Source organism: Labrenzia sp. R5_0 (genome assembly GCF_017743835.1).
GTDB lineage: Bacteria > Pseudomonadota > Alphaproteobacteria > Rhizobiales > Stappiaceae > Roseibium > Roseibium algicola.
Genome location: NZ_JAGHRK010000004.1, coordinates 663842 through 677861, shown reverse-complemented (window position 1 = coordinate 677861; position 14020 = coordinate 663842). Strand labels below are relative to the sequence as shown.

The window sequence follows — 14020 nt, the reverse complement described above, 5'->3', positions numbered from 1 at the left end:
TTATCCTTTTACTGAGCCTGCCATCAGACCACGCACGAAGTAGCGGCCCGCGACGATGTAGACGAGAAGGGTTGGCAGCGCGGCCATGATCGCGCCGGCGAAATGCACGTTGTATTCCTTCACCCCGGTGGAGGATTGCACCAGGTTGTTGAGGGCAACGGTCATCGGCTGGCTGTCGAAATCGGAGAAGGACGCGCCGAACAGGAAGTCGTTCCAGATGTTGGTGAACTGCCAGATGATGCAGACCACCGCGATCGGACCGGACGATGGCAGCAGGATGCGCCAGAAGATCCGGAAGAAACCGGCACCGTCGATCTGCGCCGCCCGGACAAGCTCTGTCGGAAAGGCCGCATAGTAGTTGCGGAAATAGAGCGTCGAGAAGCCGATGCCGTAGACGAAGTGTACGAAGATCAGCCCCGGCACCGTGCCGGCGATGCCCATCAGACCCAGCATGCGAGCCATCGGGATCAGCACCATCTGGAACGGAATGAAGCAGCCGAACAGCAGCAAGCCGAACAGGATGGTCGCACCGCGGAACGTCCATTTGGTGAGAACGTAACCGTTCAGCGCGCCGACCAGCGTCGACAGGGCGACCGCCGGAACGACCATGATGATGGAGTTGAGGAAATAGGGCCGCAGACCCGTTGCCTCAACACCCACCTGGGCACTCGACCAGGCACTTTGCCACGGAGCGATGGTCCACTCCTGCGGCAGCGCCATCATCCCGCCCGAAGTGATTTCGGTCAGCGGCTTCAGCGAGTTGACCACCATCACGTACAGCGGCAGCAGGTAGTAGATGCAGAACAGCGCGAGCAGCAGATACAGGATCACCCGGGCCGGACGCAGGGAGGAAGACTTGGACATCGTCGACATCACTTTTTCTCCCTGAGCTCTGACCAGAGGTAGGGCACGATGATCGCGGCGATCGTCATCAGCATGATCACGGCGGAAGACGCACCGATGCCCATCTGGTTACGGGTGAATGTGTAGGAATACATGAAGGTTGCCGGCACTTCGGTTGCGGTGCCCGGTCCGCCGCCTGTCAGGGCGATCACCAGGTCGTAGGACTTGATCGCCATATGGGCGAGCACCACGAAGGCCGACATGAAGGCAGGACGAAGCTGCGGGATCACGATCCGGCGATAAAGCGCGAACGTGGAAGCACCGTCGATCTGGGCAGCTTTCATCATCTCGCTGTCGATACCGCGCAGGCCCGCAAGGAACATCGCCATGACGAAGCCCGAGGTCTGCCAGACCGCCGCGATCACGATGGTGTAGATCGCGAAATCCCGGTCCTTGATCCAGTTGAAGGTAAAGGTTTCCCAGCCCCAGCCGCGCACGACGGCCTCGATACCGATGCCCGGGTCGAGGAACCATTTCCAGGCAATTCCGGTCACGATGAAGCTGAGCGCCATCGGATAGAGGTAGATCGTGCGGATGAAGCCTTCTGCGCGGATCTTCTGATCGAGAAGGATCGCCAGCAGCAGACCCAGGACGCAGCAGATGGTGATGTAGAGAACGCCGAAAACCACAAGGTTCCAAACGGCCGTATCCCACGCACGGATCTTGAAGAGGTTTTCATAATTCTGCCAGCCGACCCAGCCGAAGGTGGGCAGAATACGGCTGTCCGTGAAAGACAGATAAAGCGTGAAGGCGATGAAGCCGTAAACGAAGATTGCCACGATGGCGATCGTCGGGCTGAGCACGAGTTTGGGCAAAGCATCACGCAGTCTGTCAACAACGGAACCGCGCGGGTTCGCCGTTTCAGAGAGAGACATCTTGAGTTCCCCGACCTAGAGCACTTTTGCCGGCGTTCCAGCGAACGCGCGCGGCAGCTCTGAGACTTTGGTTCCGGCCGGCTTCAGGCGGTTGCTTGCAACCGCGAGACGGTCCGCCGAACCGGTGGGAGAGCGGTGACGGATCACCGCTCTCCGCGCGGTCGTTACTTGTTGATCTGAACGGCGGTAACGAGTTCTGCAACAGCGGTTTCGCTGTCGTATTCCCCGTTGAAATGCGCCGTGATCACGTCATACATGGCGTTCTTGACGGCAGCCGGGTTGGCGTGACCATGCGCCATGGAGCCGTAGAGGTTGCCGCTGTCGGCAGCCTTTTTCAGATCCACCATGCCCTTCTTGCCGCAGGCGTCAAAGTCATCGTTCGGCACGTCGGTCCGGGCCGGAACGGAGCCTTTGACGACGTTGAACGCGGACTGGAAGCTCGGTGACAGGATGGCGGTTGCCAGGGCAGCCTGCTCCTTGCCGACTTCCGGACCCTGCGCGAACATCGCGAACTGGTCGGCGTTGAAGGTCACCTGGTCCTGGGTGCCCGGGAAGCGGAAGCAGAGGAAGTCTTCATCCGGCTTCTTGCCGGCATTCAGGAATTCACCCTTCGCCCAGTCGCCCATCATCTGGAAGGCTGCATCGCCATTGATGACCATGGCGGTCGCAAGGTTCCAGTCACGACCGGAGAAGTTGTCATCCACATAGGAGCGAATCACGGCCATGCGGTCGAACGATTCCTTCATGGTGTCGGAGCCGAGCGCTTCCTCGTCCAGGTCGATGAAGGCCTTCTGGTAGAACTCGGGACCACCGGTCGCCATCACGACTGCGTCGAAGATGGTCGCGTCCTGCCAGGCCTGACCGCCGTGCGCGATCGCGGTCTTGCCGGATGCCTTGACCTTTTCCAGAGCGGCAACGAATTCGTCCCAGTTCTGCGGCGGCTCGATACCAAGCTCGTCGAGGATGGCCTTGTTCGCCCAGACCCAGTTGGTGGAGTGGACGTTCACCGGAGCGGAGACCCACTTGCCGTCATACTTGGAGAATTTCTGCAGGGCTTCCGGAACCACGTCGTCCCAGCCTTCCATGCCGGCCAGGATGTTCAGGTCGGCAAGTGCGCCTTCCTTGGCCCAGTCGGTGATGTCGAAGCCGAGCATCTGTACGGCGGTGGGCGGGTTGCCGGAGGTAACGCGTGCGCGCAGCACGGTCATGGCCTGGGTACCGCCGCCACCTGCAACCGGCATGTCCTGCCAGCCGATGCCCTGGCTTTCCAGGTCCTGCTTCAGAACGTTCAGAGCAGCAGCTTCACCGCCGGAAGTCCACCAGTGCAGAACTTCAACATCGGCGGCGGACGCCAGGCTTGTGCTCATTGCAAGGGCGGCGAGGCCCAGCTTCAGAGATTTCAAAGACATCGATATTCCTCCCATAAGGTGCCTAAAGGCGTTTCGAGTGCCGGAGCCCGGCATTCGAGTGTCACGCAACGTTTATTGTAACGTTGCAAACCGGAGTGGTGTCAACGATTTTCATCACTCCCGAAAAACAAAGAGTTTCGTTTGTCTTACATACTATTAAGGCGGATGTTTCGGTGCTGCAGTGCAGCACATTATTGTGTTGTAACGTTACAAAAGCCCTGATTAGACTTGGCTTGCTTTTTGAGCTAGAAGGCTTCGGCTGAAGTGAACGGGCATGACGCGAAAAACCTTTGAACCCAACAGCGGTCGCGCCGCCGAAAAGCTGCCGCGTCCCACCTTGCGCACGGTGGCGCAGGAGGCAGGCTTCGCGGTGACCACGGTTTCCCGCGCCCTTGCCGGAGACCCCAGGATCGCGGAGACGACGCGCGAACGCGTTTCCGAAGTTGCCCGCCGTCTCGGCTACGTTCCCAATCGCGCGGCACAGCGCCTGCGCACCGGCCGCACCAAGGTCATCAGTCTTCTCCTGAACACACGGCACGAGTTTCTCAGCTTCACATCCGAGTTTCTCGGCGGCATGTCCGAAGGCCTTGCCGGAACAGGCTACGCGATCACCATTACAGCAGACGGCCTTGCCGACGACCGGCTTGAGGCAATTCGCAACATCCGCAGGCACTCGCTGGCAGACGCCATTGTCTTTACCCGCACCGAATGCTTTGACGAGCGGGTCCGCTACCTGCTGGAGCACAACTTCCCCTTTGCCACCCATGGCCGGACGGACTTCACCACGCCCCACCCTTACGTCGACTTCGACAACGAGGTTTTCGCTCGCATGGCCGTGGAGCGACTGGTTGCAAAGGGGCGCAAACACATTTGCATGGTCATGCCGAACGAACGCTACACCTTCGGTCAGCACCTGCGGTTCGGCGCCCGCCAGGCAGCCATTTCCCATGGCATTCAATTGACGGTTCCCGATGGCGTTGACCTCGACAGCGAGCCCGACGAGATCGCAGCGACCCTGCGCTCGCTCCATGCCGGCCCCAACGCGCCCGACGGTTATGTCTGTGTCGGTGAGGTCATGGCCCTGGTCACCCTGGCCTATCTCAACGACATCGGTCTGACACCCGGTATGGAAATCGACGTCGTCGCCAAGCGCGCCTCGCCCATTTCCAATCATTTCCGCCCGAGAATCGAGACCATCGACGAGGACCTGCGTGCCACCGGCAGAGCCATGGCCAAGGTTCTTCTCGCGAGGATCGACGGCGCCCCCATGGAGGATATGCAGATCCTCCTGAAGCCCGAAGGCGCCTTCTCGATTTCGGACTAGCCTGCTCATCACGCCACCCAGGGTGCCCGGGTCTTGCCGATGCGCATGGTCACGGTCTTGGCTTCCAGGAACTCGTCCAGTCCGTATTTGCCAAGTTCCCTGCCCTGGCCGCTTTCCTTCACACCGCCGAAGGGCAGTTCCGCAAAACCATCCATCCAGGTGTTGGTCCACACCGTGCCTGCATGCGCCCGGCGGGCGAATTCCAGACAGGTGTGAACGTTCTCGCTCCACACACCGGCGGACAGACCGTAGTCGGCATCGTTGACGAGTTCGATCGCCTCATCCAGCGTCTTGAAAGTCAGCACCGAAAGCACCGGCCCGAACACTTCTTCGCGGGCGATCGGCATGTCGCTTTTTACATCCGCAACGATCGTCGGCTGGTAGAACTGTCCCGCAAGGCCAGGAACCGTCAGGGCTTCCCCACCCAGGTGGACAGTCGCTCCGGCGTCCGCGGCATCGCGCACATATTTGTCGATCTTGCTCTGGTGGTCGGGCGTGATGATCGCGCCGACCTTGGTCGATGGGTCCAGAGGATCGCCGAAGGGCACCTTCCGCGACAGGTCCACTGTCGCCTTCAGGAACGCCTCGGCGATGTCTTCGTGCACAATGATCCGGGATCCGGAGTTGCAGCATTCGCCTGCATTGAAATAGACGCCGAAGACAACCGCATCGACGGCGCTTTCGAGGTCGGCATCCGGGAAGATGACCTGCGGGTTCTTGCCACCAAGTTCCAGCGAGACCTTCTTCAAGGTTCCGGCCGCCGCCTTGACGATGGCCTTGCCGACGCCGGTCGAGCCGGTGAAGGTGACCATGTCGACACGCTTGTCGGCGGTCATCGCCGTTCCAACCGGATCGCCATAGCCAAGGACGATGTTGACGACCCCGGCCGGAATACCGGCTTCGATGCACAGTTCACCCAGAATGACCGTCGTTGCCGGGGTCATTTCGGAAGGTTTGATAACCGCGGTGCAGCCGGCGGCCAGCGCGAAGGGCAGTTTCTGCGACACGATCAGGAACGGAAAGTTCCACGGTGTAATGATGGAGACGACACCGACCGGCTCCTTGAGAACCAGGCCGAGCATGTCGCTGCCGAGTGAATTGTAGCTTTCGCCGTGCATGGTGCGCGCCAGCGAAGCGGCAAAGCGCCAGATATCGGACGCGCCTTCGATTTCAGCCATGGCCTGGCTGATCGGCTTGCCGGATTCCAGCGTTTCCCAATAAGCGATCCGCTCCCGTTCCCGGTCGATCAGATCGGCGATCTTCAAGAGAAGCGTTGCCCGCTCCTTGCCGCTGGTGCGCGACCAGCGCCCCTTGTCGAAAGCAAGCCGCGCGGCGGATACCGCCGCATCAACATCACGGGCACCGCCCTTCGCCGCCTTCGTGACAACGCTGCCATGGGACGGAGACACACGATCGAAGGTTGAGCCGTCAGCGCTCTGACGCCAGTCGCCATCGATCAGGTGACGGGCGACGAAGGGTTCGGCCGGGAGTTTTGCTTCGCTGATGGAAACGACGTTCAGGTCACTCATGACTTAACTTCCAGGAAATTCGGTTTGCGCTTTTCACGGAAGGCGGTAACGCCCTCGTTGCGATCTTCTGTCGGACTGATCATGCCGGAGCCGAGCGCCTCGATCATGGCACTGCGATCTTCACCCACGGCGGCATGGATCATGTATTTGGCCACTTCCACGGCCCGGGACGATTTGTCGGCCAGCTTCTCGGCCATCTCGAACGCAGCTGAAGCCGGATCGTCGGATATCTCGGCTGCAAAGCCCGCCGCATAGGCACGTTCTGCGGAGATGCGCCGGCCGAACAGGGCCATTTCCTTCACCATCGGCTCACCCAGCAAACGGATCAACCGTTGCGTGCCGGACCAACCCGGTACGATGCCGACGGATGCTTCCGGCAGCGCCAGCGTCGCCCTTGGCGCCATCACGCGGATATCGGCGGTCGCTGCAAACTCCAGTCCACCACCAAAGGCGTGCGCGCCAAGCGCAGCCACCGTCGGCTTGGAAAGCCTCGCCAGCCGGTCAAAAACCCGGTGGCCTTCGCGCACCCAGTGGCGGACAAAGTCGTAAGGCGACAGCTCGGACCATTCGAGAATGTCCGCGCCGGCACAAAAGGCCTTGCTCTCCTCCGCCGTAATCACCACCGCAAGGATCGACGCATCGCGCTCCAGCTCATCGCAAAAGGGTTCAACCGCCTTCAGCATGTCGAGCGTGAACGCATTCAGCTTGGCCGGATTGTCCAGCTTCAGCTCGGCGATTGCCCCGTGACGGATGAGATGCAGCGCGCTCACAGGCTCAGCTCCATCGCCCCTCTGGACAGAAGCGCTTTCGGCATCTCGACCAGATCGTTTGCGAGCCGGACCCGGCCCTTCGAAGCATCGACGATGTCACGTGCCGGATCGATGCCCGGCATGATCTCCGTCGCCACCAGGCCTGCATCGGTCAGGTGGATAACGCAGCGCTCGGTCACATAGATGACGTCCTGGCCGAGTTCCTTCGCCCTGCGGCCGGAGAAAGTGACATGCTCGACCTCGTCCACCATCTTGGTGAACTTGCCCGGCGTCCGCACCTTCAGTGCGTGTTCCGTCAACTCCAGATCGGCACCCGCCTCGAAAAGACCCGAGAACACGATCTTGCGCGCGTTCGCAGTGATGTCGACAAACCCGCCGCAACCTGCGGTCAGATAGGGCTTCTTGCCAAGCTTGGAGACATTGACGTTGCCATCCAGGTCGATCTCCAGGAAGGACAGGAAGGAGACATCGAAACCGCCCCCCTGGAAGTAGGTAAACTGCTGCGGCGACGGCATGTAAGCATCGGCGTTGGAGGCGCAGCCGAAAGCAAAACCCGTCAGCGGCATGCCGCCGGTCGCACCTTGCTCGATCGCCCAGGTGACGGCCTGTTCCTGACCGGCTTCCAGCAGCACGCGTGGCACCATCGCCGAAATGCCGAAGCCGAGGTTTGCCGTCTGGCCGGACTTGAGTTCCATTGCTGCCCGGCGGGCGACAACCTTCTCGATGCCGTGCTCGGCAAGCGAGAAGCTGGACCATGGCCGCATGATCTCGCCCGAGATCGCCGGGTCGTAACCGGTTTCCGTGGTCTGGCGCTGGTCCGGATCGACAACGATGAGATCGACCAGATGACCGGGCACACGGACATCGTGCGGACGCAGCGAGCCCGAGGCCGTCACACGCTTCACCTGCGCGATCACCAGGCCGCCGTGATTGCGCACGGCAATCGCCTGCTCCAGGCCGCCGAGATAGGCGCCTTCGTGTTCGTAGGTGAGGTTGCCGCGTTCATCCGCAGTCGTTGCCCGAATGATGGCGACATCCGGCACGATATTCGGAAAATGCAGCCAGGTTTCGCCGCCAAGCTCCAGCCGGGACACGATGGGCCGGTCTGCCGCAACATCGTTCATGGCACAGCCCTGACGGATCGGGTCGACGAAGGTGTCCAGCCCGACCTTGGTCATGACGCCCGGGCGGCGGGCCGCAACATCCCTGTGCATGTCGAACAGGATGCCGGAAGGCACGTTGTAGGCAGCTACCCGGTTCTCCACCAGCATCTGCCAGATCGCCGGCATCGGCAGGTTGGACGGACCGGAGGGGTAGGACCCTGCAATGATGGTCGACAGCAGACCGTCCTTGGCAAGGTGGTCGATCCCCTTGATGCCGTACATGTCGCCGGCGGCAATGGGATGGAGCGTCGTGAGGTTTCTCGGGTGCCCTTCGCTGTCGAACCTTGTGCCAATGGCCTCAAGGATCTTGTCCGGGCACCCGAGACCGGAGGAAGAGGAAACGGTGATGACCGCGCCGTCCTGAATGCGGGCGGCGGCATCCGCCATGGAAACGATCTTGGAGGTCATGTTCAGAAGCCTCCATAGTTGACGGCAACGGCCTTGCCGGACTGCGCGGCCTCACGCACGGCAAGGGCGACCGCCAGCGACTTGACCCCGTCGACACCATCGGCAGAAGGACGCCCCTTGCCGTTGACCGCATCGGCAAAGAGACCGAGCGCGCGGTGGTAGAGGTTATGCTTGTCGTAGGAGATCTCGTGTTCGCCATCCGCATCGACCAGACGAACCGCTCCGACAGGTTCCTGGGTCATGACGTTGCGGGCGAAGATCGACCCATCCGTGCCATGAAACTCGATGCCGGTTCCCGCAAATTTATGCGTGAAGCTTTCATGCGACTGCACCATGGCACCCGACGGCATCGACCAGACGGACATCACGCTGTCCTCGACCCCTTCTCCGAGGCCTGAGGCTGCTGCCTTGGCAACGACTTCCTGCGGATCTTCACCCAGGTGGAAGCGGATGGTGTCCGCGTCATGCACGGTGATATCGGGAATGACGCCGCCACCGGCAGCCGCATCGTTGATGCGCCAGCCGCGCAACGCGTCCGGCAGGTTGACCGCGTGGAAGACGCGCGCGCTCAACACCTTGCCGATGCGGCCGGAAGCGATCAGCTCGCGGATGGCCAGATGAGACCCGGCATTGCGCAAATGATGATTGGTCGCAAAGACCACACCCTTGCCGGCGGCAGTGCGAACCATTTCACCGGCCTCATCCAGGGTCATGGCCAGCGGTTTTTCGCACAGCACATGCTTGCCGGCAGCGATCGCGGCCAGCGCCTGCGCATGGTGCTTTTCGTTGGTGGTGGAAATATAGACCGCGTCGACACTGTCATCCGCAAGGAGCGCATCCAGATCCGTGAAGCTGTCGGCAATACCATGCTCACGGGCATACGCCTCGCCGCGGGCCGCATCCGAACTCAGGACGGACTGAATGTCGGCATTCTGCGAGCGGATCGCATCGATCATGTAACTCGACGCAATTCGGCTTGCACCGATAAGGGCCCAACGCATCCATTCCTCCCGAATAACTCTTAATTTTGGAACGTTCCAATTTCTTGATCGGAACAATTACTGGAACGTTCCAAATGAGTCAAGAGTGGAATTTTGCAAGGACGTGAAATTGGAGAGAAAGACGAGATCGATGATCGGGTTGGACAACATTCCGCAACACGTTCGCATTGCTCAAAGTCTCCAGACATCTCCGCCTTATCAACGGCTTAAGGCAGCTAGGCTCTCGCCGGCTCAGCACTGCATCAGAAATTGCCCCCATTTCACAACACGCCCCTGCGTCACCCCGGGCGTGCATCGCGAGACCCGGGACCCACTCATTTCCAGAGCGTTCGCAAGGTGCAGCAACCATCAAGACGATGACATCGGCTTCAGCAAGCGGCTTCGCGAGTAGGCCCCGGATCTGCGCTTCGCTTGTCCGGGGTGACTCAGGTGGTGAGGTGGTTCCGAATACGATGAACTTGGAAACGTTCCGCAGGTGGATAGTCAGCGCCTCAGGAAACCGCCTGGATGCGCGGGGTAGCTTCCCCGGCATTTTCCACGTCCTGTGGAAACCGAAGCTCGACGGTCGTGCCCTTGCCCGGCTCGGAGAAGATATTTGCCGTGCCGCCGCTTTGGCGAACGAAGCCGTAGACGACAGCGAGGCCCAGCCCCGCGCCGCCTTCGCTGGTCTTGGTGGTGAAATAGGGCTCGAAGGCCTTGTCGACCTCTTCCCGGCTCATGCCGATGCCCGTGTCCCGGACGGCAACCACGACCGCGTCCCCGTTTGAAAATGTGGCAACCTGCACTTCGCCGCCGTCGGGCATCGCCGCTGCCGAATTCAGGCAGAGATTGAGTACCGATTGCTCGAAGAGTTCCGGATCAAGCACCAGCGGTGGCAAGCTGTCGTCCAGATCCAGTTTCAGACTGCATTTCTCGCCGATGGCAATTTCCAGGATGTCCGCCATGCCGCGCAGCAACGAGGACATACCGATGCGGCTGAGGTTGGCAGGTTGCTGACGGCCGATTGTCAACATGCTGCTGGCAAGCGACCGACCTCGATCCGCCGCCTTGCGAATGCGGGCAATGTTGCGGGCCTGGCGATCGCTGAAGCCGCCGTCCCGCTCCAGCAGTCCGAGGCTTCCGGTAATGATGCCGATGGTGTTGCCGACCTCGTGGCTGAGCTGGTGCGTCAGGCGCATGATGCCGTCAAGCCGCTGGGCCTTGGCTGCCTCCGCTTCCTGCCGGTCCAGCAAGGTCACATCCCGGGCGAGCAGCACGACACCATCATCGCTTTGCCGCGACAGCGAGATTTCCGTCACCGACCCGTTCTCGGAACGATGACGTACGGAAAAGGGGGCGCTCAAGGGTCTGCCGTCGGGCGCACCCGGAAGCAGTTCGGTCCGGATTTCCGGGACCGGTTCCAGAAACTGGACAAGAGGCAGCTTGCGGGCAGCACCCTTGTGACCCAGCAATTCGATGACCCGCCGGTTCATGGTGACCGGTTTGCCGGCAGCATCGAAGATGGCAATGCCCTCATTCATGCTGCGGAAGGTGGAACGGATTGTCCTGGCAGCGGCCTCCGCCGTGCGCCGCAGACGTGTGACCCGGTCAACGCTTTCCTTGAAGGCGAGAAAGGCCTGCTGCAGGTTCAGGAGCTCGGTTTCATCGCCCTGATAGACCGGCGGACCGACATCCTTCTGCCCCTTGGCAAGGGCGTTCATGCCGCTGGACAGCGAAACGATGCCTTTCGATACCCGGATGACCGAACGGATCGACATCACCGCCATTGTCAGCACCAGCAGTGAAGCCACGGCAACGATCACCAGAAGCTGCTGCAAGGTGGCCGAAGTCGACTGGAAATCCCGGTTGAGGGTTTCCGTCACGATGCCTGACTGGGTTTCCGTCGCAAGGGACAGCTCTCGCGCCACCGTGTGCAGTCTGGCAATTGCGCTGCGCACGGCGAACATTTCCAGGAGATAGCTGGTCTGCGCCTCGAAAACCCGCTCATAGGGCCTGAGGTCCGACGGCGGCAATGAGGCCGCGGCCGGCTCCGCCACATAGCGCCGCTTCAACTCGCCAAGCTGAAACAGGCTGCCCGCACTCGACACGGAATGCACGATGGCATTGAGGCGCTGACGAGGTTCCTTCTGGCTGGCCGTGTCGGCAACGGCGATCATGCCGAGCGCGGAGGAGACTTCTTCCTTGTAGTGCTGGGCCGTTTCGGCCTTGGCAGACAGCGCGAGCGTCTGCGCACGGATCTGCCCGAGAAGTTCGAAGATCCGTGTGTTGGCAGCCCGGTAGGTCTCCTTGCCCGGCGGATAGTCAGGAAGCGAACTCAACAACTGGTCGACCTGCTCCACCAGCAGCCGGCTCTTGCCAGAGACGGTGTAGGGCGAGGTCGCATTCATCAGGAAAGGCGCACTGGAGACGAGGTCGGACACCTGCCGCGAGACCAGCGCGGCATCAGCCAGACTGGTGAAGGCCTGCAGCCCGTAAGCGGCGGTTTCCTCACGCGCCTTCAAAAGCCCGTAGATCGCGATGGCCGACAGCGTGAAGGCGACGGCGCAGATCAGCGCGATGGCGGCAGGCAACCTGAAGGCAATGGAAGAAAGAACCGGCCGGCTGATCATTTAAGGTGCATGGGCGGGATCCTGATGCAGGATGTAGCCCTTCCCCCGGCGGGTCTTGATATGTTGCGGCAGGTCCGGGTTTCGCTCGATCTTGCGGCGAAGCCGCAGGACCAGAACATCGACGTTGCGATCGATCAGCCTGTCCGTTTCCGCGCCCAGCTGTTCCAGGATCTTGGTCCGGCTCACCGGTTCGTTCGGCGTCGATGCCAGGATCTCCAGCAGGGAAAATTCCGACGACGTCAGCGTCCGGGTCGGGTGAGACGTGCAGACGGCCTTGCGATTGACGAGATCGATCACCCAGTCGCCCAGAAGCAGCGCGGTCGGCTCGTGCTGAACGCTGATGGTGTCCTTGTCGCTGCCGCGCAGGGACGGATGCATCCGCCGGAGCACCGCCTTGATCCGGGCGGTGAGTTCAATCGGCTCGAACGGCTTGACCACATAATCGTCGGCGGCGGTTTCAAGGCCAAGCACACGCTCTGCGGCGCTACCGGCGGCCGTCACCATCACAATGCCGATATCGGTCTGCGACCGCAGCTTCTGCGCAAACACCCGGCCGGACATGCCCGGCAGGTTATGGTCGACCAGAACCAGATGAAAGGCATGCTCCGGCAGGATCCGCGCAGCCTCTTCCGCCGAGCGCGCGGCAACCGGCGACCAGCCTTCGGCTTCCAGAAGATCCGATATCAATTCCGCCATATCCTGATCGTCCTCCACGATCAGGATCTTGATGCCTTCGTTCAGCAAACCTATGTCCTCCCGAGTGACATCATAGGCATAGAGCCGTATTATGCAAAGCCTTGGTTTTTCAATTGCTTGTCACATTTGTAAGGCTTGTAATATTTGTAACTCTTTTCTTTTGCCAGCGAAACAACAGTAACCAATCTCCTGTTGCGAACACTGCCTCTTCTGCCATGGTAATAGCTGTCCGGGGCCTGGTTCCGGACTGGGAGGAAACATGAAATTCATCGCGTCACTCGGAGCGGGTGCGGCCGTATGGCTGTCGCTGTCGCTCAACGCTGCTTCGGCGCAGGACCTGAATGTCCTGTGTGCCGTGCAGGTCGAGTGGTGCCAGATGATGGAGGCTGTCTTCGAGGAAAAGACCGGCCTTGATGTTTCCATGGAACGCAGAAGCACCGGCGAGATCCTCGACAGGGTCCGGGCCGAGCGCGACGCACCAGAGATCGACGTTTGGTGGGGCGGCACCGGTGATACCCACCTGCAGGCAGCAGGCGAAGACCTGCTTGAACCCTACCAGCCGAAAAACTTTGAGGACACGCTGCCCTGGGCGCAGAATTTCTTTCTGATGTCAGGCGGCAAGGCGGCAGGCATTTATGCAGGCGCACTCGGGTTTGGCTATAATTCCGACTTTCTGGCTGAGCATGGCGTTGCCGCTCCGTCCTGCTGGAAGGACCTGACCGCACCGCGGTACAAGGGCCTTGTTCAGATGCCCAATCCGAATTCCTCGGGAACCGCCTATACGATGCTGGCAACGCTCGTTCAGCTGCTGGGGGAAGACGAGGCTTTCGAATATCTGGCGGCGCTTGCGAAAAACATCGACCGGTTCACCACTTCGGGCGCAGCACCGGTTCAGGCAGCCGCCCGTGGTGAGACAGGCATCGGCATCTCTTTCATCCACGACGCGGTGACGCAGAAACTTGCCGGCGCGCCCATGGTCATCGTCGCACCTTGCGAAGGCACCGGCTACGAGATCGGCGCCGTCAGCATCGTCAAGGGCGCCAGAAACCCCGAGGCTGCACGCCTGTTCGTCGATTTTGCGCTGAGCCCGGAAGGACAGGAAACCTGCGCGGCCTCGGGACAGAACCAGATACCCGCAAACGCGAAAGCGTCGCTGCCACCGGCAGCCCCCGATATTTCACTCATTCGCATGGTCGACTACGACTTCGCCACCTTCGGTTCACCTGACCAGAGGCGAAGACTGCTCGACCGTTTCGACAAGGAGGTGCTGCAGACGGCAACCCCTGTAGCCACCCAGTAAAGGACGAGATTGCCCCTTCGCCAGCGAAGGAAA

At 60.9% G+C, this 14020-nt stretch carries 11 protein-coding genes; 2 read left to right on the top strand and 9 right to left on the bottom strand.

Annotated features, from left to right (window positions below):
- The 3 genes from J7447_RS23125 to J7447_RS23115 all read right to left on the bottom strand — a co-directional run bounded on the left by J7447_RS23125 (position 1) and on the right by J7447_RS23115 (position 3145).
- Positions 1-873 (bottom strand): carbohydrate ABC transporter permease, encoded by an 873-nt coding sequence (locus tag J7447_RS23125; protein WP_023002938.1) that lies wholly within the window; start codon positions 871-873, stop codon positions 1-3.
- Positions 873-1778, bottom strand: a complete 906-nt coding sequence (locus tag J7447_RS23120) for a sugar ABC transporter permease (protein ID WP_023002937.1) — start codon at positions 1776-1778, stop codon at positions 873-875. Before J7447_RS23120 ends, J7447_RS23125 begins: the two co-directional genes overlap by 1 nt.
- Positions 1779-1942: 164 nt before the next feature.
- A complete protein-coding gene (locus J7447_RS23115) occupies positions 1943-3145 on the bottom strand; it encodes an ABC transporter substrate-binding protein (protein WP_228148126.1) in 1203 nt (400 codons plus the stop codon).
- Positions 3146-3461: 316 nt separating this feature from the next.
- Between J7447_RS23115 and J7447_RS23110 the strand changes: the two genes are divergently transcribed.
- Positions 3462-4511 carry a substrate-binding domain-containing protein gene (locus J7447_RS23110; RefSeq protein WP_209171071.1) on the top strand — a complete coding sequence of 350 codons (1050 nt, stop codon included), beginning with the start codon at positions 3462-3464 and terminating at the stop codon, positions 4509-4511.
- An 8-nt stretch (positions 4512-4519) separates the two neighbouring features.
- Here J7447_RS23110 and J7447_RS23105 read toward each other — a convergent pair whose 3' ends face one another.
- The 6 genes from J7447_RS23105 to J7447_RS23080 all read right to left on the bottom strand — a co-directional run bounded on the left by J7447_RS23105 (position 4520) and on the right by J7447_RS23080 (position 12735).
- Positions 4520-6040, bottom strand: a complete 1521-nt coding sequence (locus tag J7447_RS23105) for an aldehyde dehydrogenase family protein (RefSeq protein WP_023002934.1) — start codon at positions 6038-6040, stop codon at positions 4520-4522.
- Positions 6037-6810 (bottom strand): enoyl-CoA hydratase/isomerase family protein, encoded by a 774-nt coding sequence (locus tag J7447_RS23100; protein WP_209171070.1) that lies wholly within the window; start codon positions 6808-6810, stop codon positions 6037-6039. Before J7447_RS23100 ends, J7447_RS23105 begins: the two co-directional genes overlap by 4 nt.
- Entirely contained in the window at positions 6807-8381 is a 1575-nt protein-coding gene (locus tag J7447_RS23095; RefSeq protein ID WP_209171069.1) for a CoA-transferase, read from the bottom strand. Before J7447_RS23095 ends, J7447_RS23100 begins: the two co-directional genes overlap by 4 nt.
- Before the next feature lie 2 nt (positions 8382-8383).
- Positions 8384-9382 (bottom strand): Gfo/Idh/MocA family oxidoreductase, encoded by a 999-nt coding sequence (locus tag J7447_RS23090; protein WP_031270236.1) that lies wholly within the window; start codon positions 9380-9382, stop codon positions 8384-8386.
- Between the two features lie 491 nt (positions 9383-9873).
- Positions 9874-11991: an ATP-binding protein gene (locus J7447_RS23085; protein ID WP_152509349.1), complete on the bottom strand. Its 2118-nt coding sequence runs from the start codon at positions 11989-11991 to the stop codon at positions 9874-9876.
- Positions 11992-12735 carry a response regulator transcription factor gene (locus J7447_RS23080; protein WP_023002928.1) on the bottom strand — a complete coding sequence of 248 codons (744 nt, stop codon included), beginning with the start codon at positions 12733-12735 and terminating at the stop codon, positions 11992-11994.
- Between the two features lie 211 nt (positions 12736-12946).
- On the opposite strand from J7447_RS23080, the gene J7447_RS23075 reads away from it, so the two are divergent.
- Complete coding sequence (locus J7447_RS23075) at positions 12947-13987, top strand: ABC transporter substrate-binding protein (protein WP_075283361.1); 1041 nt, start codon at positions 12947-12949, stop codon at positions 13985-13987.
- The last annotated feature ends 33 nt before the right edge of the window (positions 13988-14020 follow it).

Bases quoted from the DNA above. Each gene is read 5' to 3' on its own strand.
- J7447_RS23125 (WP_023002938.1), bottom strand. From the start codon at position 873: ATGTCGACGATGTCCAAGTCTTCCTCCCTGCGTCCGGCCCGGGTGATC.
- J7447_RS23120 (WP_023002937.1), bottom strand. From the start codon at position 1,778: ATGTCTCTCTCTGAAACGGCGAACCCGCGCGGTTCCGTTGTTGACAGA.
- J7447_RS23115 (WP_228148126.1), bottom strand. From the start codon at position 3,145: ATGAGCACAAGCCTGGCGTCCGCCGCCGATGTTGAAGTTCTGCACTGG.
- J7447_RS23110 (WP_209171071.1), top strand. From the start codon at position 3,462: ATGACGCGAAAAACCTTTGAACCCAACAGCGGTCGCGCCGCCGAAAAG.
- J7447_RS23105 (WP_023002934.1), bottom strand. From the start codon at position 6,040: ATGAGTGACCTGAACGTCGTTTCCATCAGCGAAGCAAAACTCCCGGCC.
- J7447_RS23095 (WP_209171069.1), bottom strand. From the start codon at position 8,381: ATGACCTCCAAGATCGTTTCCATGGCGGATGCCGCCGCCCGCATTCAG.
- J7447_RS23090 (WP_031270236.1), bottom strand. From the start codon at position 9,382: ATGCGTTGGGCCCTTATCGGTGCAAGCCGAATTGCGTCGAGTTACATG.
- J7447_RS23085 (WP_152509349.1), bottom strand. From the start codon at position 11,991: ATGATCAGCCGGCCGGTTCTTTCTTCCATTGCCTTCAGGTTGCCTGCC.
- J7447_RS23075 (WP_075283361.1), top strand. From the start codon at position 12,947: ATGAAATTCATCGCGTCACTCGGAGCGGGTGCGGCCGTATGGCTGTCG.